Below are 21,385 nucleotides of genomic sequence, written 5' to 3'. Positions count from 1 at the left end.
TGTCAGGTCGGAAACCCGTAATCCTGAACGATCTTCCAGATGGTGCTGTTAACGTCCTGAAGCGTGGCGATCGTGCGTTCGATCTCTTCTATCGCGCGATCATCGACATCACTTGTCTGCCCGATCTTCAGCCGGTCCTTGCGGTCGGAAATGCGCATCAGAATTGTCCGCGCCATGCCCGCGTCCTTGTCAAAGGAATAGATGCAGTGATTGTACCTGTTCCGCAGGGCCGACTGGCGCATCATCAGCTTGGTCGCCTCCAGCACCCGCCCCCGCAGTTCTCGGTCACAGCGCTCCAGCTTGACCAGGCGCTCGACCAGTTCGACCCGGGCGCGGGTGGTGTTGAGCGTCAGAAAGATGATCAGCGCCGCTTCGGTATCCGTATCGGTCAGCCCCGCAATCAGATGGATGAACAGGCTTTCGGTATTGGTCCAAGTGTAGTTGAGGCGACCGATCAACATCAGCAATTGAGAAAAGTTCTGATCGGCCGCCAGGGTCATCCGGTCCTAGCCTCACTAAAGTATAGCCCGGCAGCCTCGGTCCGGTTCCGCACGCCCAGCTTCTTCATGATATTGTGCATGTGCAGTTTCACCGTGTGCTCCGAAACCGCGAGATCGGCCGCGATCAGCTTGTTCTGCTTGCCCCGCGCCACAAGACGCAGGATCTCGTTCTCGCGCGGAGTGAGGTTCGCGTCGGCGCAGCGGCAGCCGCCGGTGACTTGCTCGCTCACCCGGGAAGATGCCTGAGGCCGCACCTTGGCCAATAGCGCGTTCGGAACGCAGCCCTGATCAAGAATCAGCAACCGCAGCATCGACAGCCAGCAATCAAGCTGCAGGTTCATCGGCAGGAACCCGAAACGGCCTAGCTCCTGCCGTCCGCGCACGTGCCGGTAGAACTCGGCAGCGACATCATCGTCGTGATAGGCCAGAACCACCCGTTTCGGAGCCAGCAGTTTGACGGCCTCAAGGCCCTTTTCGATATCCTCTTCGATGACCTCCTGCTCGACAAGCGCAAGGGAGGTTGGACCGGGAACAGTCATGCCCTCGGAATGTTCGAGAATCTTCAACTGGTCGATGCTCTTCAGCCGAATAAGCTGAACACCCGCATATTCTTGCTTGATCACACGGGCACATTGTTCGGACAGGGTCGCCCCCCCGCCTAGGATCGTAATAGACTTTACACTCATAACACTACTCCACAACCCATCGAGGTCGGGACCGACTGCTCAACAGTCCGGCTTCAAATGTTGCAATATTTTTACATCGGGTGTCTGTCGCAATCCTCAACAGCAAGGGTGCGGTTTTTGTCGCCGGTAATGTCAGCTTCCCCCATCGGGATGGCCCCCCGGCGCTGTTAGGCGCGACCACCTCTGAATAAACATTACACAAATCGAACCAAGAGGTGAAATTCTAATTTATATTAACCTTTAGACTTAACGCGAAGCCGCCTGCCCCCGGGGCGAGCGCCCTGCATCAGGAAAATCTTAACGCTATATTAACTAACATTTTTTCAGTCGACGCGACGCTGACCATCCTCTTGACAGCCGCTGACCTGGGTCCTTTGCGGAAAGGGCTTGCTTCTGCTGAAATAGACCGAATCGGTAGTAGCCCCCTGCCCGACTTTCCGAATCCCACTACAAACTTTGCCCATTTGTTCTAAGCGGAAAGAAACCACGCCGGTTCGAGCATTAATATTTCATCCAGCTATTTTTTCACCCGGTCCACGCGCACTCTGGTCCAGCGCTTATTGCAGCGCCCGGAATGCCAATGCCTGCTGAAGGCGGCGTTCCCCGAAGCCAGCCGGACACACATGCCCGGCTGAACTCAACCGCCCGGAGATGGCCGTTTTAGAGATGACTGACGGTCGCAGCGGGCAAACCGATAAAGGACCAAAGTAATGTCTATCAAAAACAATCAAACCGCGCTCGGATGGTTCAACAACAGCCCGGTGACCTATAACGACAACGGCGATCAGGAACAAACCCAGGACCAGGACCAAGGACAAGGTCAGGGGCAAGCCCAGGGCCAAGGTCAGGGTCAGGCGCAGTCCCAGGAAAGCCTCAACCTCAACGGTAATGGCAACGGCAACCTGAACCTCAATGGCAACGCCAGCCTGAACGGCAACGCCAACGGTAACGCCAATGGCAACTGGAATTACGATTACAACGAGGACGTCGATTCCAACACCAATACGGACAGCAACACCAACAACAACAACACCACGACGACCAACAGCGACACCAATATCAGTCGCACGGCCACCGACAGCTCCCACACCACCGATACGGACGTGGACGTGGATATCGATATCGATATGGAAGGCTACATGCCCAACGATGACGACTTTGCCGACATCGACGTGCAGGGTGGCTCCTCGATTGGTGATGTGCTGATGACCGAAGACGGCGATATGCACTACGACATCGGCGATGACGTGAACCTGGAAAACCTGCTCAACAATGCTCTCAACGGCCCGGGCAATGATGTCGGCACCGTCAACGTCATGAACAACAAGCTCAATGACAACGACTCGCTGCATGATCCGGATGTCACCAATTCCGGCGCCGGCTTCAACCAGAATGGCAGTGCCACCGGTGGCTCGGCAGAGGCTGACGAAGGCATCGCGGCCGAAGGTGGCAGCGGCTCCAGCGGCGGAGACGCCGGTTCCAGCGGCGGTGACGCGCTTGGCGCAGCCTTTGGCGGCTGGTCGCAATCCGACGATGTCGAATCCGGTGATGGCGGCGGCGGCGGCGCAGCCTCTGCTCAGGGCGGCGCCAGCGGCGCGGCCGATGCCACCAGCGTGAATGTTGGCGTCGGTGTCGGTGCAGCGGCCAGTGGCGCGGCTGCAGGTGCATCAGCGGTCGAAGGTGGTATTGACCTTGGCCTGCTCGACTTCCTGGAAGGCGGCGATGCGGCTGCGGCGATCGCGGCGGCCAGCTCTGGCGCCATGGCCGGAGGCGGCGGGATCGCTGCGGGCGCACATTCCAGCGCAGCCTCTGGTGCGGCTGGTGCAGCCGGCGCAGCCGGTGGTGCAGGCGGCGCAACCGGCAGCGCGGTTGGTGGCAGCACCACTGCAGGCGCGGCCCATTCCTCGGTGATCGGCGGCGACGCAGCGATGGCCGTCGGTGGTGACGGCGGCAGCGGCGGCAGCGGCGGCATGTGGGGATCGCACAACGGGGATGACGGCTTCGTTACAGGCGAATCCTATGCCTCGGCAGATGCGATCCTGGACACCACGGCGTTCAACCAGTCGATCACCATGGGTGCAAATGTCCTTGGCAATACCGTGGACATGACCACCGTCGGTCACGATCTGAACTCGACCTACACCCTGACCGGCGAAGACGACGGCTGACCCCACAGCCGGGGGTGTCGGACAACGTGCCGGCACCCCACCAGAAACCGGCCCGCGCGGCGTATCTATCGCGCGGGCTTGCCCCGAAACTCTTTTTCCGTATCGGTAGCGTCCGCCATGTTTATGGACAAGACGACAGAAGCGATCGCATATTTTATCGGCCTCTTTCAAACGGTTACCGAAAATACACATTCACGTATTGAATATAGCAGCTTCCGGTTCCAACAAAAGAAACAGATGCTCGACCTGCTGCAGGAACACTCCGCAGCCCGCGATTTCGTCTACGGCCCACAGGGCTACGCCCCGCAGGCTCAGGATGCCACGCCTTACAGCCTTCCGGCACCGACACCCGCGCCCCAGGCGCCACAGCCTCTTACGCAAACCTCTCTGGCACCGCCTGATGTCCACCTGCCGTCAGGCGCCTTGGCGCCTCCGCTGGAGCAGGCCAGTGCTGCCGGGCCGAGCGGCGCCCTGCCGCCAGTCCATGCAGCACCGCCGCCGGGCGCTTCCGTACATGTTACATTGCAGGTGAACACGCTGGTGGATCAGGACAATCTGAACATATCTGCAGAAACCGCTCAGGGCTTCGTGCAGACTCAGAGCGAGAACCTGATGGAGCTGCAAGTACTGGCCGCGCGCTTGCAGGTGCTGGATCCTGAGGCCGTCACCCTCGCTACCGATCAGTTTTCCAGTCAATCTGACGATCTGGCAGAGGAGAACGGCCTGCCAAGCCCGGCCGAGGTGGGCGAAACGATCGTCACGCAGATCCTCGACCGCGCCGATGATGCTGCGGCGCAGACACCGGCCGCTACAGTCCATATCGCCACGGGCACATCCCTGCAGGGTGTGACAGTGAACGGTGAGGCAGAGCCGGAGCTACCCGCCTGGCAGGACGCACTGCCTCAACCCCTGCAACCCGATGCCCAAACAGAAACGGACGAAACACCACAGGCGGCCGACACCCCAACCCAGACCACTGGTGAGAACCTCGCTCTCAACGAAGCGATAATCAGCGGCGGTGGCGTCGATGCGGCCGTCATCGCGGTCGGGGGCGACGTGGCCAGCCTGGATGTAATTTCGCAGGTCAACGTGCTGCGGGATGACGCTGCGCGGCCCGAAGAGGACAACCAGCTGATCAACGCAGCCAGCTTTGACGGACAGCCGACAGAAACCGCCCCGCCCGGAACCGGCGGCGCGGGCAGTCTGCCCGGCCCGGTGACCCTCGCCTGTATCGAAGACGACCTGATCACCTATGACTGGATTCACCAGATCAATATGATCCGGGATGAGGATACGGTCTCCCTCACCACCTCCGGCAGCGAAACCACCCTGTCCACCGGTGAAAACCAAGCCGTCAATTTCAACTTCACCGGCACCTTTGGTCAGGCCTACGACCTGATCCTTGTCGCCGGCGACATGATTTCGCAAAACATAATTTCGCAGACCAATATCCTGCTGGATGAAGATTTCTGGCTGCCCCACCCCGCGCCGACCGCCGCCTCTCAGCCCGGCGCAGCCAGCCAAAGCTCGGACAACGCGCTGATCAACAGCGCGTCGATCACCCATACCGGAGAAGACCAGATCAGCGCCCTCGCCGGGGACTTCCGCGCCCTGCTGGATGGGTTCGACCCCGAAGCGCCGGATCTGTCGCCGGTTCTGAACAGCGGCCTCTGGGCCCCGCAGGAGGTGCTGAGCGTCCTTTATGTCGGCGGCGACCTCATCCAAATGCGCGCGGTCACCCAAATCAATGTCCTCTCCGACAGCGACCTGATCGACATTCCCAACGCCCCGGACGGCCCCGAGCCCCCAGAGGCTCCGGGTGATGCGGCAATGGTCAGCGCGGGCGCCAATGCGACCGTAAATCTGGCCACGATCTTCGACAATGGTCTGCCTTCTCATGTGATGTCGGGCGGATCGGTGTTTTCGGACGCGGTCTTGTACCAGGCCCAGTTGATTTCCGGCGATGCGCCGCCCACCGATGTGCGTCTTGCCCCCGGCCCCGAAGCGCCACTGGCAAGCGAAGCGGTTGCCTTTCTGACCGATCTGAATGCCACCGGAAACGCCGCAGATGCGGATCACACAGCCGCGTCAACCGCGGTTCAAGACGATGCGCCCGCACATCTGGATGTCATGCAGACGGTGCTGGCCTGAACCAATAGGGACTGAGACCAGGGACGAACACACGGACGAGAAACAGGGACGAAACACAGGGGGAGTGTCATGAAAATTACCAAATACGATGCACGCTGCGGCACCGAGGAAGAAGAAGCAATCGACAACCAAAAAGATCTGCAGGTCTTGCAGGCAAAGGCCGCAGCCTCACTAAAATCTGGTCGAACCGCAGGCTTCCCGCACACCGTAGCCACGGCTCCGCAACAGGAAGAGCAAACAAGCACTCTGACATTGGTCACCGACGATCAAGACCAGCAAAAGCTGGAACGGTTCGGGCCGGAGCAGCCGGAGGCCAAACCGGATCCCGCGCCCTATTGCCTGGAACGCCACATGCGCCGACCCACCGAGGAACCGGCGCCTCCCAATTCGGGCCACGAACCTGCCGCAAGCGATAGCCCTCCCTCTCTCGCAATGCCGCAACCTACCCCGGTAGAGGCCGAGATCACACCTGAGACGATGAAGGCTGCCGACCCGGAAGTCGCGCCCGAAACCACGCCCCCCTCCAACCCCCGGCCAGCCCCCAAGGCCGGGCCGATCTCTCAGGCCTTACAGACTGCCAGAGCGAAACAGAAAGCCCCCGAGGAGGGCCGCATGACCCCACCGGCCCGCGGGCTGGGCGGGACAACGCTAGAGGGGCAGATCAATACCCGTGTGCGCAAGCAGGACGACGCCGCAGAGCCCCCTGCCAATGGTGGCGGCAATGGCGGCAACGGAGGCGGCAATGGCGGCGGTGGCGGGCCTGCACGGTTCCACCGGCGGCTTGGACCACAGAACTACGAAAAGAGCCTGCGCGAAGGCGTCGTGGCGGTTCGGCGGAACATGGGCTTCGTGATGCTGATGACCTGCGCCACCAATGTTCTGGTGCTGGCCATCCCGCTTTATCTGTTTCAGATCTCCGACCGCGTGCTGACCAGCCGCTCGGTGGATACGCTGATCATGCTGACGCTGGTGATTGCCGGCGCGGTGATCCTGCAGTCAGTCTTTGACGCGGTGCGACGCTTCATGCTGATGCGCACCGCGGTCGAGGTGGCCGCCCGCCTTGGCGCGCCGATCCTGAGCGCGGCGGCGCATGCCTCGCTGCATGGATCCGGGCGCGAGTATCAGGCCTTGGGCGATTTGCAGCAGGTGCGAAGTTTCCTCACCTCCGGCACGCTGATGTCCTTTCTCGACGTACCCTTTGCGCCGATCTTTATGGTCGCGATCTTTTTGGTGCACCCGCATCTGGGCTATATCGTTGCGGGAACGGCAATCGTTCTGCTGGTGATCGCAAACGTGAACCAGAAAATGACCGCGCGCCCCTTTGCCGAGGCGAACCTGGCGCAGTCAAAAGCGAATATGCACCTCGATTCCATGACCCGGAACAGCCAGATTATCAACGCGCTGGCGATGATTCCTGAGGCGGTCACCATCTGGGGCCGCGACACTGCGGCTTCGCTGACCTCGCAGGTCCGCGCGCAAGACCGCAACGTGATGTCCGCCACCCTGTCCCGCGGTGTGCGGCTGCTGACACAGGTCGGCATGCTGGGCTGGGGTGCCTATCTGGCGATTGCCGGAGAGATTACCGGCGGCATGGTGATTGCTGCCTCGATCATTGCCGGCCGGGCGCTGGCCCCGGTCGAAGGCGCCATCGAAGGCTGGAACGCCTTCCTGCTGTCGCGCTCGGCTTATGGCCGGATTTCCAACCTTCTCACCCGCTCTGCCCATCAGTTCGAACGGCTGCGCCTGCCCGATCCACAAGGTCGGCTGGATGTGGAGCGGCTGCTATATGTCCCGAACGGCACCAAACAGGTGGTGCTGAACGCTGTCGGATTTTCGCTGGAACCCGGCGATACGCTGGCGGTGATCGGCAATTCCGGCGCGGGCAAGACGACACTGGGCAAGATGTTGGTGGGGTCGATCCTGCCGACCTCGGGCAATGTCCGGCTTGACCTGATGGATCTGCGCAACTGGGAGCCGCGCCAGCTGGGCGAGAACATCGGTTACCTGCCACAGGATGTGCAGCTGTTCCCCGGCTCCATCAAACAGAACATCGCCCGGATGCGCGATGATGCCACCGACGAACAGATCCACCGCGCTGCGGTACTGGCCGACGTGCACAACATGATCGCGTCACTGCCGCAGGGCTATGAAACCATGGTGGCAGCGGATGGATCGCCCCTGTCGGGTGGGCAGAAACAGCGTATCGCCCTGGCCCGGGCCTTCTTTGGCAATCCGCGGCTTCTGGTTCTGGACGAGCCGAATTCGAACCTGGATGTCGCGGGTGATCAGGCGCTGGCGCGCGCCATTCAGCACGCCAAGGAGAACAAGATCACCGTGGTGGTCATCACCCAGAAACCAACGCTGCTGAGTGTGGTCGACAAGATCATGCTGCTGTCGGACGGCAATGTCGCCTTGATGGGGCATCGCAATGAAGTGCTGAAGCAGCTGGCCAATTTCCAGCAAGGCAACGCCCGTGGTCCCGAAGGGGGCACCACGCCCACACAAGGGGGGAACGCGCAATGACACAGACCGTCGATCTCATGGAATGGCACCACGAGGTGCCCCGCTCGATCCGCAAGCATGTGATCTTTGGCATCGCGCTCTTTGCCATCGCCTTTGGCGGCTTTGGCACCTGGGCCTTCCGCGCGCCGCTGGCGGCGGCGGTGATTTCACAGGGCAGCTTCGTCGCCACCGGCCAGAACAAGATCGTCCAGCACCTGGAAGGCGGCATCATCGAAGCAATCCTTGTCTCCGAGGGCGACCGCATCAGCAAGGGCGATCAAATCATCCAGCTGAAACAGACAGCGGCGCAGGCCGACCTGCGCGAAATGGAGTTCCGCAAGGCGCGGCTTGAGGCCGCCGAAGCGCGGGTTCGGGCCGAATACGATGAGGCGGAGGAGGTCACGTTCTCCCCCCGCCTTCTGCAACTGGCCAAAGAGAACCAGCAGGTGGCCCAAATCGTTGAGGATCAGCGGCTATCCTTTGCCTCGGCCCGGCACATGCAGCAAAAGGAGTTGGAGATTCTGGAGAACGGTATCGCCTCGCTTCAAATCCGCAGCAAGGGCTACAAGGCGCAGCTGGCCGCTTATCGCGCGCGGGGCGTGAACCTCGGCGAAGAGCTAAGCGATAAGGAAGCCCTGCTGGAACGCGGCCTGATCCGGCGCCCCGAATTCAACTATGTGCGCCGCGCAATGCTGGAGACAGACGGCCATATCGCACGGATTGAATCAGAGGTTGAAGAAATAGAACGGTCCCGGCTTAAGTTTGAGCTGGAGATCGAAAAACTGACCACGGAACGTCGGCGCAAGGCGCTGGACGAGCTGCAGGCCGTGCAGGCCGAGTTGGACACGATCCGCGAAAAGGCCCGCAAGGCCAAGGACGTGCTGTCCCGCTCGACCGTAGTGGCGCCCGTCAACGGCACCATCGTGCGCCTTTACTACCACAGTTCTGGCGGCGTCATCGAAAGCGGCAAACCCATCGCCGAGATCCTGCCCGCCGATGCACCCCTGCTGATCGAAACCCTGGTGCCGCGCACTGATATCGACAGTATCCGCGTCGGACAGGTCGCGGCGGTACGGCTTTCGGCGCTGAACCGGCGCACCACGCCGATGCTGACCGGTCACGTGAGCTACCTGTCGGCGGATTCCATCACCGACACCTCGCAGGGCATCGCCCGCGAGGTCTATGTCGCCCATATTGATCTGTCGTCAGCGGAATATGCGAGGGTGTCGCACTTCGCGCCGGTGCCCGGGATGCCTGCCGACATCATGATCGAAACCGAGGAACGGACCTTCTTTGAATATCTGATCAAACCGGTGAAGGACAGCATGTCACGCGCATTCCGGGAGCAATGATCCCGTGGCTTGGTCGCAGAAAGACACTGTTTTCAATGCCCTGTTAACCGGCGCGCGGTAAATCTTCGGGTGAAAGCAGGACGATAGCATTTATCGCCCTGTCTGCCCTATGAACCAGCGCCCGGACATTCGCATGACGAACAGACGCCTAGAACAAAAGCACGTGACTCCGCAAAGCGAAGACGCCGGCCTGTTCAAGCGTGAGCTGCGCGATGTGCCTGTGGAGCTGATCCCCGTGGTCAACCGCAACAACCGGGGAGATCTGCTGATCAAGGGGATCGTCCGACCCGACGCAGAGATCGAAGTGCTTTTTGCCGGCCGCCGCAAACCTGAGGCAGCAGGCCTGCTGCATCGGATCAAGAAACTGCGGGAACAGGGGCTGCGCACGGCGACAAACGGCCACGAGGCCATGATGCAGATCCGGCGGCTGCGCCTGCCGGTTCAGGTACGGGGCAACTGGCGTATCCGATTTGAACCGGATGAAGAGGGTTGGGATCTGAAATGCTACCAGCTTTTGGCAGCTCAGTGGGCGTTTACTGACCACAAAGGCTTCAACGTTCTGTGCGGCTTCCCACCTGAAGTGCCTGATGACAGGCTACAGGACCGGGCTCGCGCTGCGCGGGCACATCTTGCCGCATCCCGGGCGCGTGTGGCGGAACGGCATGCGCAAAGATCGGACCGTATGACCGAGCAAGGCTGAGCCATCCGAGCCCCACACCTGATGGGCGGCGATCCAAAAAACAATGTTGGGCGGCTGACCTCTGACCTCCAGCCGCCCGTCCGGCGCCTTATTGCAGGGGCATTGCAATCGGGCGCAACGGAGCCGCATCCGCACCGCGCAGCTTGAGCGAGCCTGCCACGAAGGCAAACTCGTAAACCTTGGAGGCGGACAATTCTTCCAGATAGGCGAGTTCGATGATCGGAACGCCCACCTGCGACAGAAGGTAGGTATGCACCGGCACGTAATTGCCTTCGACCTCTGACGGGAAGGCCTCAAAGCTCAGATTGTCGGCGCCGACGATCATCGCACCGGATTCTTCGGCAAGGTAGCGCGCCGCTTCCATGCCAAGACCCGGCGGGTTGTGCGAGAACTGGTCAGCCTCTTCGTAGACCTGCATGCGTCCAGTCCGGATCAGGACCACATCGCCTTTTTGCAGTGCAACTCCCTGCGCCTCCAGCGCGGCCTCTAGATCCGCCTGCGTGACGCGGTAGCCTTCGTTCAGCATCTCCACACCCTTAACCGCGGCGACATCGATCAGCACGCCACGGGCCACGATGGGGGGGATCGTCTCTGCGCCGGTGACCTTCCAACCGGTATCGCCCAGATGTTCATCCGCACTGAAATGGTTGAAAATCTCACCGTTGAGACCAAAGTGGTTCAGGGCGTCGATATGAGTGCCGGTATGGGTATACATCGACACCGCCGATCCGGTGTAGCTGACGTGTTCGCCGATATCCCGGCCAACGCCCAGCGGGTCATCAATCGCGGCGCCCCGCGGGGTATGGGTCATCCAGAACTGATACCGGGGATCGCCCGCCGCGTGCCAGCCAGGCATGCCGATGAAATACTCGACGGAAAGGTCGAAAACCTGCCCCCCCGCAACACGGGACAGGATCGCTGCCCGAGTGTCTTCGGTCATCAGGTTCAAGGCGCCAAGTTCATCCTTGGGTCCCCAGGGGCTGGTGCCGACGGTGGGGGTACTGTCACCGGCATAGCCGGGCGCGGCCATGACAAGGCCAAGCGTGGCCGCCAGTAGAGTTGTGAAGCGCATTGCGATTTCCTCAGGTGCTTTTCGAATCCGGAAAAGCATCGCCTGGGTGCCTGATGCGAAAAACCGTGCGCTTTGCAATTGAGTGTTGATACCACGTCAGCAATGGTGACCCAGCAGATTGCGTCACATTGCATGCAGCAGAAAAAGCGCTCCGCCTCTCCTATTGGTCTGTGGCACCCATTTCACGGGGCCACATGCCATCTGGAAATCCGCGATGCGCTGTCTCTCTCCAAGTTATTCTGAGTGTTCCCCCAGAGCCAGTGCCAGGTTGCACAGGATCTCGAACATGATGGAGACCCCGAGAAAGGCGGTCGCGCCGCTTTGATCGAAGGGCGGCGAAACCTCGACAAGATCGGCGCCCACAATGTTCACCCCTTTCAGCAAACGGGCAACCTGCAGCGCCTGGAACGAGTTCGGGCCGCCGACCTCGGGCGTACCGGTACCCGGTGCGAAGGCCGGATCGACGAAATCGATGTCATAGGAGACATAGGTCGGCTGCGAACCTGCGATCTCGCGGGCTTCGGCCATCACATCCTCTGGGCCACGGGCATGGAACTCCTCGATCGCGATCACCCGCACGCCCACCGCATCGGCAAAGTCACGGTCTTCGCTGTCGTAGGTGGTACCGCGAATGCCGATCTGCACGACCCGTTTTGGATCCAACAAGCCCTCTTCGATGGCGCGGCGGAAGGGCGTGCCATGGGTGTACTGGGTGCCGCCGAAGTAATCCTTGAAGAGGTCCGTGTGGCTGTCGAAATGGATCATGCCCAAGGGGTCGTTTTTACCCAAGGCTCGCAGAATTGGCAGGGAGCAGAGGTGATCTCCGCCGCCGGTCAGGGGGATGACATCGGCGGCCACGACCTGATCGTAGAACTGAGTGATCCGGTCCATGCTGTCATGCAGGTCCGCCGGGTTCGGCCCGACATCGCCCAGATCGGCGCAGTTCACCATCTCGAACGGGCGCACACCGGTAGCGCCGTTCTGCGCCCGGATCATTGTCGACATGTCGCGCAGCTGGCGCGGTCCGTGGCGTGGGCCGGGGCGGTTGGTCGTGCCGCTGTCCCACGGGGTTCCGATCAGGCCGACCTGCACGTCCTTCAGGCGCGGATCATCAAGCGACAGGTGCGGCAGGCGCATGAAGGTCGGAACACCGGCAAAGCGCGGCACATCGAAACCGGAAACCGGGTGGAAGAAGGAGTCAGTCATGGGGGGTATCCTTGATCAAAGCATGACGCTGCCGCCGTTGACGCCAAAGCATTGCCCGGTGATGAAACCGCTTTGCGGGCTGGCGAGAAAGACGACCATATCGGCGATTTCGCGCGGCTGGCCAAAGCGCGCGAGCGGTGTGTCGAGATCCTTGGCAATGGCCTCGGGGCTCATGTTCTGGGGGCTGGTCATATCCGTTTCCGTCGAGCCCGGCGCCACTGCATTGACCAGGATTCCCGGCGCCAGTTCGCGCGCCAGCGTCCGGGTCATGGTGATGATGGCGCCTTTTGAGGCGGTATAGGCCAGCATGTTTTCGCGTCCCAGCAGGCCAAGATCACTGGCGATATTGATGATCCGCCCGCTGTCCGTTCGGCGCACAAAGGCGCGGGAGGCCAGGAAGCTGCCGCGCAGGTTCACCGCAATGACCCGGTCGAAATCCGCAGCCTTGGTTTCGGCCAAGGGGCTTTCGCGCAGGATCCCCGCGTTGTTCACCAGAATGTCGGGCGCACCAAGGGCCTTGCAGGCCGCGTCGAAAAACCCCTCGACTGCCTGCTCATCGGCGACATCGGCGCTCATGGCAAAACCGCGCGAGCGTTGGTTGATGGCGGCCAAAGTCGCATCGGCTTCGGGATCGTCATAGTGGCAGAACCCGACCTCCGCGCCGAGATCTGCAAGCGCGAGGCAGATCGCCCGGCCAATACCGCGCGCGCCGCCAGTGACTAGCGCGGTCTGGCCTTGCAGGCTCATGCCATCACCTCGCCCCGGTCGACGTTGATCGCCTGCCCGGTGATATTCGCGCCGCCATCGCTGGCAAGGAACATATAGGTCGCGGCCATATCCGCCGGTTCCATCAGCCCGCCGATGGCCTGTGCAGATACGATCTCTTGCAACAATTCCTCTTCACTCTGCCCACTGGTCTCGGCCAGTTCGCGCAGGGAGTTCATCGCAGGCCCGGTCTTGACCCAGCCCGGGCAGACGGCATTGACGCGGATGCCGCGCGGGCCGAGCTCCTGCGCCCATGTGCGCATCAGCCCCACATTGGCGTGTTTGGAGGCGACATAGGCCGAAAACCCGCCCACTGCGGTCTTGGCCCAGATCGAGGCGGTGATGATGATCCGCCCACCGTCGTTGATCCGGTTCACCAGCGTATCGGTCACATTCTGGGTGCCGGTGATATTGATCCCGACGATTTGTTCAAAGGTGGCGTTGCCGTCGGGGTTCTTGCCGGTCAGGGGCGTCGGGCGTTCCAATCCCGCATTGTTGATCAGCACGTCCAGTTTCTCGATATGGGCCAGCGCCTGTGTCACCGCTGCGGCGTCTGCGATATCGCATTTGATCGCCTGCACATTGCCGGGCATCTCTTTTGCAGCGTCAAAGATCGCATCGCTGGACGACAGGATCGTCAGATCAGCGCCTGCCTTGGCAAAACCCATCGCCACGCCATAACCGATGCCGCTGCTGGCGCCTGTGACGAGAACGGATTTGCCGGAAAAATCGAAACTCACGCTCATGCTGCGCCTCCGTCTGTGCTTGGCTTATTCATCCCGGTGCCCTTCTTCGCGCATCAGCCGCATCAGTTTTTCTTCCAGTGCACCGTAGCCCTCAAGGCGCACGATGCGTTCCTTGTCGGCGATGCGCGCGCCGTTCTTGAAGCTCGGGACAATCTCTTCCTTCAATCGGCCCGGGTGGCTCGACAGGAAAACGATCTTGTCGGCGAGAAAGATCGCCTCTTCCAGGTCGTGGGTAACGATGACCATGGTGGTATTGGTCTTTTCCGCGACGTCGATCATCAGTTCCTGCATCAGCCAGCGGGTTTCGGCATCAAGCGCGCCAAACGGTTCATCCATCAGCAACACTTCGGGATCATTGGCCAGGGTGCGGGCGATGGCCACGCGCTGCCGCATGCCGCCGGACAGTTGCGACGGATAGGCGTCGGCGAATTTGGACAGGCCAACCAGATTGAGGAAATGCTCGGCGCGTTCACGGCGTTCATGTGCGGGCACGTCGTTGATCTTCATGCCGAATTCGACATTCTTGCGCACCGTCAGCCAGTCAAAGGAGGTATAGGCCTGGAACACCATGCCCCGGTCGCGCCCCGGCCCGTCGACCTTGCGCCCGCCGACGACAATCTCGCCCTCGGTTGCGGTTTCAAGCCCTGCAATCATGCGCAGGATGGTGGATTTGCCGCAGCCCGACGGGCCAAGCAGCACGCAGATGGAGTTCTTCTCGACGGAGAATGACACATCCTGCACCGCCTGAAGTTTCTGCCCGCGTCCGATGTCGAACGCCTTGGATAGGTTCGAGATATCAACCAGCGTCGCAGTCATCAGCGTTTTTCCTTGAGATAGGGGAACAGGCCACGGTGCAGCGCGGCAAAGAGAAGGTCGAACAGCAGGCCAAGGGCACCGATGACGATGATACCGGCGAGGATCTCATCGGTTTTGAGGAAGCGGCGCGCCCGCATCATCATGGCGCCGATGCCGGTGGTGGAGGCGACGATCTCGGCGATCACCAGATAGGTCCAGGCCATCGCCAGCATCTGACGCATGGCCACCACGATATCGGGCAGGGCTGCGGGAAAGACCACTTTCAGCACCACGACGTAGCGGTCTGCGCCCAATGTCAGAGCGGTTTCAATCAGCTCTTTTCTCACGTTCTTGGTGTGATCCATGATCAGGGTGATCAGGAAGAAGATGACGCCGATGAACAAAAGCGCCAGCTTGGGCGCCTCGCCGGTGCCGAACCACATCAGCAGGATCGGGATAAAGGACGGCGCGGGCAGGTAACGCCAGGCGGAGACAAAGGGGGCAAAGATTGCCTCGACCGAGGCAAAGGTGCCCATCATCACCCCCAGCGGCACTGCAACGGCGCAGGCCATGGCAAAGGCCACCACAACGCGGGTGATAGAGACGAGCACATCGCTGGCGAAATCGCGTGCTGCGAAGAGATCATAGGTGGCGCTGAACACCTTTTGCGGCGAAGGGACCAGAAGGTCATTCACCAGTCCGGTGGCCGCCGCCAAGGTCCAGACGGCAAAGAACACGGCCCAGATGCCAAAGGCAGAGACCATGCGTTGCCGACGGGTGACCGGCATGCGGATTTCCAGAAAGCGTTTGGAGCGGGTTGGCGAGGGCACCGGATTACCTCCTGTGGCGGAAGGGGCAGAAGCACCGGATGGCGCTTCTGCTTTTTGGCTTAATTGGCGGTCAGAGACTGACGATAGCCAGAGGCGGCCAGATCACCCATCAGGCTACAGTCGATCCCGGCAGCGGCATCGACAGTCTTGTCCATCAGGCCCAGCTTAACCCACCAGTCATTGGTCAGCGCAACGGAATCCACCATGGAACCATTGGCCATCCCAAAGGGCGGCTCGCCGTCCAGAACACCACAAAGCTGGGCGGATTCATCAAAGTCGAGCATGTAGATGCCGCCTTCAAAGCTCTTGCCGTTGGTGCCGATTACATAGCCGATGTCCTCTTCCGGCCATTGCAGGAACTCTGCCATCGCCTTGTTGGTTTCGGCCACGTTCTGGTTCCAGTATCCCAGACCATCCCAGCGTGCCTTCAGCACCGCCAGCGCCACATCGCGTTTTTCAGCGATGAAGTTCTTGTTCATGTAGAGCGCATCCATGAAGATCCCGGTCTTCAGAACCTCAGGATCGGCGGTGTTGACAGCGCTTTTCGATCCCGGGCTGGCTTCCAGCACCTTGGAGATCCAAGGCTCATACATATAGGCTGCCGCCAGATCGCCCGACAGCATCGGACCCACGGCCTCGTCTGCATTCAGGTTCACCCATTCGACCTGATCCGGGGTCACGCCAAGCGAATCCAGCCAGATGCCCATCAGCAGGTGACCGATATAGGCCTGCGGCGCCGCAACCTTCTTGCCGGGCAGGTCCGCGGCCTCGGTATCAGGGGCCAGAATAATGTGGTCGACGCCGTAAGAGGGGTTGAGGAAGGCCACGTTCACAACATCGGTGCCACGGTCGACGGTCAGCGGGGTGTAATCCGCTGTGCAGCCGTAAACGTCGAGCTGACCCGCCGCGAGGGCAGCGTGCCCGCCCAGCGGATCTTCGAAGATGGTGATCTGCAGGTCGTGGTCGGGGATCAGATTGTTCTGGCGGGCAACCTCCAGCATCGCGTAGCCGGGCCAGGACACACAGACGCCAACCTTGACAGTATCAGCGGCGGCAGCACCTGCCCCCAGGCCCAGGCCCAGTGCCACTGCGGCAGCTGAAGCAAGTTTAGTAAATGAACGCATGGCTATTCCTCGTTGTTCGGTTTCGGGTGCAACTTGGTAAAAACCGTATCCCGTAAAAAACTTAATGCAACTAATTTTTTAAGTAGACTAACCTACGTGGTGTTTGATTAGATGGCTCCGTAACAGCAGAAAACCGGAGTATCCGACCGTGGGCTTGAGAGAACGACAGAAAGAAGACCGTCAAAGGCGCATCGTCGAATCCGCCCGGAAACTCTTTTTAAAACAGGGGTTTGAAAAGACGACGATCGAAGCAATCGCAGATGCCTCCGGGGTTTCCGGCGTCACCGTGCACAAGTATTACGGCACCAAGGCGGGCATTCTTCTTGCCATGGTCACGCAAAGCGATGCGCAGCTGATCGACCGGTTGGACCGTGAACTTGCTCAAGAATCGGGCAATCTGATCGAAATCGCGGCGAAGTTTGCATCGACCATCGTTGATCACGCTATGTCCAACCTGGAAAAGGAGATCTGGCGTCAGGTGATTTCTGCGGTGACTCTCAACGGGGGATCGCCGCTCAGCCAGACCTATTTCGAACTGGATCAGGAACTGGCGCAGGTGCTGGTGCGCAGAATCAAGGCCCTGCAAGAGGCGGGGGACCTGCCGCCCTCGGTCGATGCAGAAGGCTTGGGCAAGGCGATGTTCCACCTTCAGAACGCTCGCTTCATCCAGTTCATCAGTTCGGACGACATCAACAGTGATGAGATCGCACGTCGGTTCCGCCGCGATCTTGAGGCGCTGTTTTCGCTCCACATCGCAACGTCCTGACCGGCGGATAGTCCGGCGCACGGCAAGACCAAACAAGGATTCACATGTTTCTACATCCCATCAAATGGCCCCATGGCAAGACATGTGCGGCCGCAATCACCTTTGATATCGACGCCGATTCCCTGATCCGGGATGCCTGCCGCGATGATGCAGAGTTGCGGCTCCAGCCGATTTCCATGGGGCGCTACGGGCCGACGGTGGCGGTTCCCCGTATTCTGGAGACCTATCGCCGACTTGGCCTGACCCAGACTTTCTTTATGCCGGGCTGGGTGATGGAAAATTACCCAAAGACGGTCGAGGCAATTCTCGAAGGCGGGCATGAGATCGGCCATCACTCCTGGCGCCATGAGGATCCGATGGGGCATTCCGATGCCGAAGAAGCGGAACTGTTCGAACGCGCCCTAGAGGTGCATGTCAAACTGACGGGCCGCAAACCGCGCGGCTATCGCGCGCCGGTCTATAGCATCACGCCTGCGATGGTGGACCGGCTGATCGCGCATGAATTCCTATACGACAGCTCGATGATGGCGGATGAACTGCCCTACCTTGTCAAAACAGGCACAGGCAGCATCATCGAGATGCCGCCGCATTGGGGCACCGACGACTGGCCACCCTTCGCCCATTTTGCCGAGATCGACTACCTGATGCCGGTGCGCGGCCCGCGCGAGGGGATCGCGCCGTTCTTTGAAGAATTCGAGGCGATGTACGAAGCGGGAGGGTTCTGGATGCCGGTCCTGCATCCCTTCCTGACCGGTCGTCTGGCGCGCTGGCGCGAGATGGAGCGTCAGTTGGAGGCGATTCTGGAACGGGGCGATGTGTGGTTCGCGCCCTTGGAGCAGATCGCCGGGCACGCGCGAGACAACAGCAACACTCTGAGAACGGAAGTGATCGGATAAAATCCGGCGCGGTTCCACGTGAGCCATTTTGAAAGGGCGCCGCCGGTTTGCCGGTCGGTGGCCCCACGTCGTCGTGGTGCGCCAGAGCTGACCGTGAAAGAGGTCCGGGGCGCAACAGCCGTACCTGTGCTTGCGGTTAAGCGCATCCTTTCGGCGATAAATTAATCCACAAAATGTACACAGTAATTCCGCAAGAAAGTCAATTATCGCCAAAAGAACGCTAGCATAGAGTCCCCTTGCCTACTTGAAACATCAGTATCCAAGGAAAAAGACCATGACCCAACCAATCCGCATTCACGGCTTCCCCCTGTCCGGCCATTCGCACCGCGTAGAGCTGTTCGCAAACCTTGCCGGAATTGAGCACGAGATGATCACCGTCGATCTCGCTGCAGGTGCCCATAAGGCAGAGCCGTTCCTGTCCCTGAACCCCGCCGGTCAGGTGCCGGTGATCGAAGACGGCGACACCGTGATCGCTGACTCCAACGCCATCCTGGTTTACCTGGCGCGCAAATACGCACCGTCCTTCCTGCCCACCGATCCGGTTCTGGAAGCCGAAGTGCAAAAGTTCCTTACCCTCGCCGCCGGAGAGATCGCCTTTGGCCCGGCAGCAGCGCGTCTGATCAACGTCTTCAATGCACCGTTTGACGCAGAATTCTGTGCGGCAACGGCCGCAACCGCCTTTGGCAAGATCGAAGCGCATATGGAAGGTCGTGAATTCCTGGTGGGCACCGAGCCGACCATCGCTGACATCGCCATCTATTCCTACAGCGCGCATGCGCCCGAAGGTGGCATCTCACTGGAGGCCTACCCGAACCTGCGGCGCCTGCTGGCCAATGTCGAAGGTCTGAAAGGCTTCAAAGCCATGCCCGTGACCAAGGTCGGCCTCGCAGCCTAACTCCCGGGCACTGCCCATATCACAACAACAGATACCCCGGAGGGTCCGATGTCTTCTTCTGTCTCAAACGTATCTTCGCCCTTCCACGAAGGCGAACAGGAAATGCAGCGCCGCACAGGTAAACGCGCCGCCATGGAAGTCTTCGGCCGCCGGGTTATCCGCCCATTCATGCCAGATCAGCACCGGGAGTTTTACGCTCAGCTGCCCTTTATCGCGGCAGGTGCCGTTGATGCAGAGGGCTGGCCCTGGGCCACCCTGCTGACCGGTGCCCCGGGCTTCATCCACTCCCCCGACGCCGAGCATCTGACAATCAGCCTGTCCGCTGCTGAGGGCGACCCCGTTCATTCGGAATTGCGCACCGGGGCCCGGCTGGGCCTTTTGGGGATCGAACTGCACAGTCGCCGCCGCAACCGGGTCAATGGCCGCATCGCCTCCCTGTCCGAAAAGGCGCTCACCCTGAAGGTAGACCAGTCCTTCGGCAATTGCCCGCAGTATATCCAGCTTCGCCAGCTCGAAGCGGCAGACATCCGAGACGTCCGGCGTCAGTCAGAGCCGATCAAAGATCTGCAAGGACGCGTCCGGTCGCTGATCGAAGCCGCCGATACTTTCTTTGTCTCCAGCCATATCCCGGCAGGCGACACTCCTGAAAGAGAAGGGGTAGACGTCTCCCACCGCGGCGGTCGGCCCGGTTTCATCCACGTCGAAGGCAATACGCTGACCATTCCCGAATTTCCGGGGAACAACTACTACAACACGCTGGGAAATTTCCTGCTGAACCCGCGTGCTGGGCTGCTGATCCCGGATTTTGCGACCGGGACCCTGTTGCAGCTGACAGGAACCGTAGAGCTTCTGGAAGCGGATGATCCCGTCATCTCCTCCTTCCAAGGGGCGCAACGCGGCTGGCGCTTCACCTTCCATCATGGCCTCTGGACCGAGAATGCGCTGCCCTTCCGTGCAGGCCAAGGGGCCTTTTCCCCCAACACGCTGTTGACCGACACCTGGACCGATGCAGATGCGCGCGAAAAGGCCGAAGAGCACCGCAACGCTTGGCGCGCCTTCAGGGTGTCCCGCATCAAGGACGAAAGCGCGGAGATCCGGTCCTTCTACCTTGAACCGGCGGATGGCCTGCCGCTTCTGCCTTTCGAGGCCGGGCAGTTCCTGACCCTGCGGGTGCCGCTTCCCGGAGAGGACACCCCATTACTGCGCAACTACACCGTCTCTTCTGCGCCCGGGGAACCCTTCTACCGGATCTCGGTGAAGAAAGAGGAACAGGGTCGCGTCTCCCGCCACCTGCACGAAAAAATCCAGACTGGCCACCAGCTGGAGGCAAAGGCGCCGCGCGGCGGTTTCACGCTGGATGCCTCTGCCACACGCCCCGCAGTCCTGATCGCAGGCGGTGTCGGGATCACGCCGATGGTTGCTATGGTGCGTCATGCCCTGCGCGAAGGTCTGCGCACCCGGCATCGCCGCCAGATCACGGTGCTGCATTCCGCCCGCAACACCAAGGTCCAGGCCTTCGCACGAGAGTTGAATGAACTGGCGCAGGCTTCTGGCGGACAGATCCGCTACCTGCCGCTGGTGTCGGAAAAGCCCGCCAAGGGCGCTGCGAAAGGTCCGGTCTGGAAAACCGGCGTCATCGACGATGATATCCTGCGCCAGGCGCTGTGGCTCGACGATTTTGATTTCCACCTTTGTGGACCCGAAGGGTTCATGCAGGCGATTTATGACAGCCTTTTGACCTTGGGCGTCCCAGACAACCGCATCTTTGCCGAGGCGTTTGGCCCGTCATCGCTCGTCCGCAAGAAAGCCACCGCACCTCAGCCTGTGGAACCTGCCGCGGAGCAAGCGGTCGTGCGCTTTGCGAAATCCGGGTTTGAAATGCCATGGCAACCAGAAGACGGGTCCTTGCTGGAAATGGCCGAAGCCCATGGGCTGACGCCGGAATTTAGCTGCCGCTCGGGTACTTGCGGCATGTGCAGCACCCGGCTGAAAAGTGGCACCACCACCTATACAACGGACCCGTCTATCACCCCGCCGCCGGGTGAAACACTGCTCTGTTGCTCGGTTCCGGCCAAAGGCTCTGACACAATCGAGCTCGACTTGTGAGCGGAGGTGCATGATGGCGGAGTTGCAACAGCCTTTGGACTAACATTTGACAGCTCGTCTTCAGTCATTCTCTGCTCCTGCCGGTCGGTTTGCGTTGCGTCTGCTCTCGGCCAATAGACCCCAGC

The 21,385-nt window shown here is 60.7% G+C and carries 18 protein-coding genes; 9 read left to right on the top strand and 9 right to left on the bottom strand.

The annotated features are described in order from the left end of the window. Positions 1-2 precede the first annotated feature (2 nt). Together JL2886_RS15475 and JL2886_RS19740 are read right to left on the bottom strand one after the other, a co-directional pair. The gene (locus JL2886_RS15475) at positions 3-500 is read right to left on the bottom strand and encodes a hypothetical protein (RefSeq protein WP_065272816.1); all 498 of its coding nucleotides are present in this window, start codon (positions 498-500) and stop codon (positions 3-5) included. Then, complete coding sequence (locus JL2886_RS19740) at positions 497-1,186, bottom strand: helix-turn-helix transcriptional regulator (protein ID WP_082996106.1); 690 nt, start codon at positions 1,184-1,186, stop codon at positions 497-499. The genes JL2886_RS15475 and JL2886_RS19740 overlap by 4 nt, the downstream gene beginning before the upstream one ends. A 710-nt stretch (positions 1,187-1,896) precedes the next feature. Between JL2886_RS19740 and JL2886_RS15465 the strand changes: the two genes are divergently transcribed. The 5 genes from JL2886_RS15465 to JL2886_RS15445 all read left to right on the top strand — a co-directional run bounded on the left by JL2886_RS15465 (position 1,897) and on the right by JL2886_RS15445 (position 10,059). Continuing rightward, positions 1,897-3,354 carry a hypothetical protein gene (locus JL2886_RS15465; RefSeq protein ID WP_065272815.1) on the top strand — a complete coding sequence of 486 codons (1,458 nt, stop codon included), beginning with the start codon at positions 1,897-1,899 and terminating at the stop codon, positions 3,352-3,354. A 237-nt stretch (positions 3,355-3,591) separates the two neighbouring features. Next, positions 3,592-5,505 (top strand): hypothetical protein, encoded by a 1,914-nt coding sequence (locus JL2886_RS15460; protein ID WP_133245385.1) that lies wholly within the window; start codon positions 3,592-3,594, stop codon positions 5,503-5,505. Positions 5,506-5,574: 69 nt separating this feature from the next. Continuing rightward, the gene (locus tag JL2886_RS15455; protein WP_082996105.1) at positions 5,575-8,028 is read left to right on the top strand and encodes a type I secretion system permease/ATPase; all 2,454 of its coding nucleotides are present in this window, start codon (positions 5,575-5,577) and stop codon (positions 8,026-8,028) included. Next, positions 8,025-9,359, top strand: coding sequence for an HlyD family type I secretion periplasmic adaptor subunit (locus tag JL2886_RS15450; RefSeq protein ID WP_065272813.1), 1,335 nt, complete (start codon positions 8,025-8,027; stop codon positions 9,357-9,359). Before JL2886_RS15455 ends, JL2886_RS15450 begins: the two co-directional genes overlap by 4 nt. A gap of 133 nt (positions 9,360-9,492) precedes the next feature. Then, the gene (locus JL2886_RS15445) at positions 9,493-10,059 is read left to right on the top strand and encodes a hypothetical protein (RefSeq protein ID WP_065273753.1); all 567 of its coding nucleotides are present in this window, start codon (positions 9,493-9,495) and stop codon (positions 10,057-10,059) included. 88 nt (positions 10,060-10,147) lie between these two features. Here the strand turns inward: JL2886_RS15445 and JL2886_RS15440 are convergent, their stop codons facing one another. The 7 genes from JL2886_RS15440 to JL2886_RS15410 form a co-directional block, all read right to left on the bottom strand. Further along, positions 10,148-11,131 carry a cyclase family protein gene (locus tag JL2886_RS15440; RefSeq protein ID WP_116560355.1) on the bottom strand — a complete coding sequence of 328 codons (984 nt, stop codon included), beginning with the start codon at positions 11,129-11,131 and terminating at the stop codon, positions 10,148-10,150. Between the two features lie 234 nt (positions 11,132-11,365). Continuing rightward, entirely contained in the window at positions 11,366-12,337 is a 972-nt protein-coding gene (gene speB / locus JL2886_RS15435; RefSeq protein ID WP_065272812.1) for an agmatinase, read from the bottom strand. Between the two features lie 15 nt (positions 12,338-12,352). Further along, a complete protein-coding gene (locus tag JL2886_RS15430) occupies positions 12,353-13,084 on the bottom strand; it encodes an SDR family NAD(P)-dependent oxidoreductase (RefSeq protein WP_065272811.1) in 732 nt (243 codons plus the stop codon). Then, positions 13,081-13,848: an SDR family NAD(P)-dependent oxidoreductase gene (locus JL2886_RS15425; RefSeq protein ID WP_197492323.1), complete on the bottom strand. Its 768-nt coding sequence runs from the start codon at positions 13,846-13,848 to the stop codon at positions 13,081-13,083. The genes JL2886_RS15430 and JL2886_RS15425 overlap by 4 nt, the downstream gene beginning before the upstream one ends. Positions 13,849-13,872: 24 nt before the next feature. Next, on the bottom strand, positions 13,873-14,664 hold the full coding sequence (locus tag JL2886_RS15420; protein WP_065272810.1) for an ABC transporter ATP-binding protein: 792 nt from the start codon (positions 14,662-14,664) through the stop codon (positions 13,873-13,875). Next, positions 14,664-15,473: an ABC transporter permease gene (locus JL2886_RS15415; RefSeq protein ID WP_237028384.1), complete on the bottom strand. Its 810-nt coding sequence runs from the start codon at positions 15,471-15,473 to the stop codon at positions 14,664-14,666. Before JL2886_RS15415 ends, JL2886_RS15420 begins: the two co-directional genes overlap by 1 nt. A gap of 59 nt (positions 15,474-15,532) precedes the next feature. Beyond that, positions 15,533-16,597 carry an ABC transporter substrate-binding protein gene (locus JL2886_RS15410; RefSeq protein ID WP_082996103.1) on the bottom strand — a complete coding sequence of 355 codons (1,065 nt, stop codon included), beginning with the start codon at positions 16,595-16,597 and terminating at the stop codon, positions 15,533-15,535. A gap of 148 nt (positions 16,598-16,745) precedes the next feature. Between JL2886_RS15410 and JL2886_RS15405 the strand changes: the two genes are divergently transcribed. The 4 genes from JL2886_RS15405 (at position 16,746) to JL2886_RS15390 (ending at position 21,260) form a co-directional block, all read left to right on the top strand. After that, positions 16,746-17,363, top strand: a complete 618-nt coding sequence (locus JL2886_RS15405; protein WP_197492322.1) for a TetR/AcrR family transcriptional regulator — start codon at positions 16,746-16,748, stop codon at positions 17,361-17,363. Positions 17,364-17,407: 44 nt separating this feature from the next. Further along, on the top strand, positions 17,408-18,259 hold the full coding sequence (locus JL2886_RS15400) for a polysaccharide deacetylase family protein (protein WP_065272808.1): 852 nt from the start codon (positions 17,408-17,410) through the stop codon (positions 18,257-18,259). A 274-nt stretch (positions 18,260-18,533) separates the two neighbouring features. Then, positions 18,534-19,154: a glutathione S-transferase family protein gene (locus JL2886_RS15395; protein ID WP_065272807.1), complete on the top strand. Its 621-nt coding sequence runs from the start codon at positions 18,534-18,536 to the stop codon at positions 19,152-19,154. Between the two features lie 48 nt (positions 19,155-19,202). Continuing rightward, positions 19,203-21,260, top strand: coding sequence for a pyridoxamine 5'-phosphate oxidase family protein (locus tag JL2886_RS15390; protein WP_065272806.1), 2,058 nt, complete (start codon positions 19,203-19,205; stop codon positions 21,258-21,260). The last annotated feature ends 125 nt before the right edge of the window (positions 21,261-21,385 follow it).

Source organism: Phaeobacter gallaeciensis (assembly GCF_001678945.1).
GTDB classification, from domain to species: domain Bacteria; phylum Pseudomonadota; class Alphaproteobacteria; order Rhodobacterales; family Rhodobacteraceae; genus Phycobacter; species Phycobacter gallaeciensis_A.
Note: the sequence above shows the minus strand (reverse complement) of the source record. Positions and strands in the feature narration are given on the sequence as shown.

Coding starts and splice junctions, on each gene's coding strand:
- JL2886_RS15475 (WP_065272816.1), bottom strand. CDS start 500: ATGACCCTGGCGGCCGATCAGAACTTTTCTCAATTGCTGATGTTGATC.
- JL2886_RS19740 (WP_082996106.1), bottom strand. CDS start 1,186: ATGAGTGTAAAGTCTATTACGATCCTAGGCGGGGGGGCGACCCTGTCC.
- JL2886_RS15465 (WP_065272815.1), top strand. CDS start 1,897: ATGTCTATCAAAAACAATCAAACCGCGCTCGGATGGTTCAACAACAGC.
- JL2886_RS15460 (WP_133245385.1), top strand. CDS start 3,592: ATGCTCGACCTGCTGCAGGAACACTCCGCAGCCCGCGATTTCGTCTAC.
- JL2886_RS15455 (WP_082996105.1), top strand. CDS start 5,575: ATGAAAATTACCAAATACGATGCACGCTGCGGCACCGAGGAAGAAGAA.
- JL2886_RS15450 (WP_065272813.1), top strand. CDS start 8,025: ATGACACAGACCGTCGATCTCATGGAATGGCACCACGAGGTGCCCCGC.
- JL2886_RS15445 (WP_065273753.1), top strand. CDS start 9,493: ATGACGAACAGACGCCTAGAACAAAAGCACGTGACTCCGCAAAGCGAA.
- JL2886_RS15440 (WP_116560355.1), bottom strand. CDS start 11,131: ATGCGCTTCACAACTCTACTGGCGGCCACGCTTGGCCTTGTCATGGCC.
- speB (WP_065272812.1), bottom strand. CDS start 12,337: ATGACTGACTCCTTCTTCCACCCGGTTTCCGGTTTCGATGTGCCGCGC.
- JL2886_RS15430 (WP_065272811.1), bottom strand. CDS start 13,084: ATGAGCCTGCAAGGCCAGACCGCGCTAGTCACTGGCGGCGCGCGCGGT.
- JL2886_RS15425 (WP_197492323.1), bottom strand. CDS start 13,848: ATGAGCGTGAGTTTCGATTTTTCCGGCAAATCCGTTCTCGTCACAGGC.
- JL2886_RS15420 (WP_065272810.1), bottom strand. CDS start 14,664: ATGACTGCGACGCTGGTTGATATCTCGAACCTATCCAAGGCGTTCGAC.
- JL2886_RS15410 (WP_082996103.1), bottom strand. CDS start 16,597: ATGCGTTCATTTACTAAACTTGCTTCAGCTGCCGCAGTGGCACTGGGC.
- JL2886_RS15400 (WP_065272808.1), top strand. CDS start 17,408: ATGTTTCTACATCCCATCAAATGGCCCCATGGCAAGACATGTGCGGCC.
- JL2886_RS15395 (WP_065272807.1), top strand. CDS start 18,534: ATGACCCAACCAATCCGCATTCACGGCTTCCCCCTGTCCGGCCATTCG.
- JL2886_RS15390 (WP_065272806.1), top strand. CDS start 19,203: ATGTCTTCTTCTGTCTCAAACGTATCTTCGCCCTTCCACGAAGGCGAA.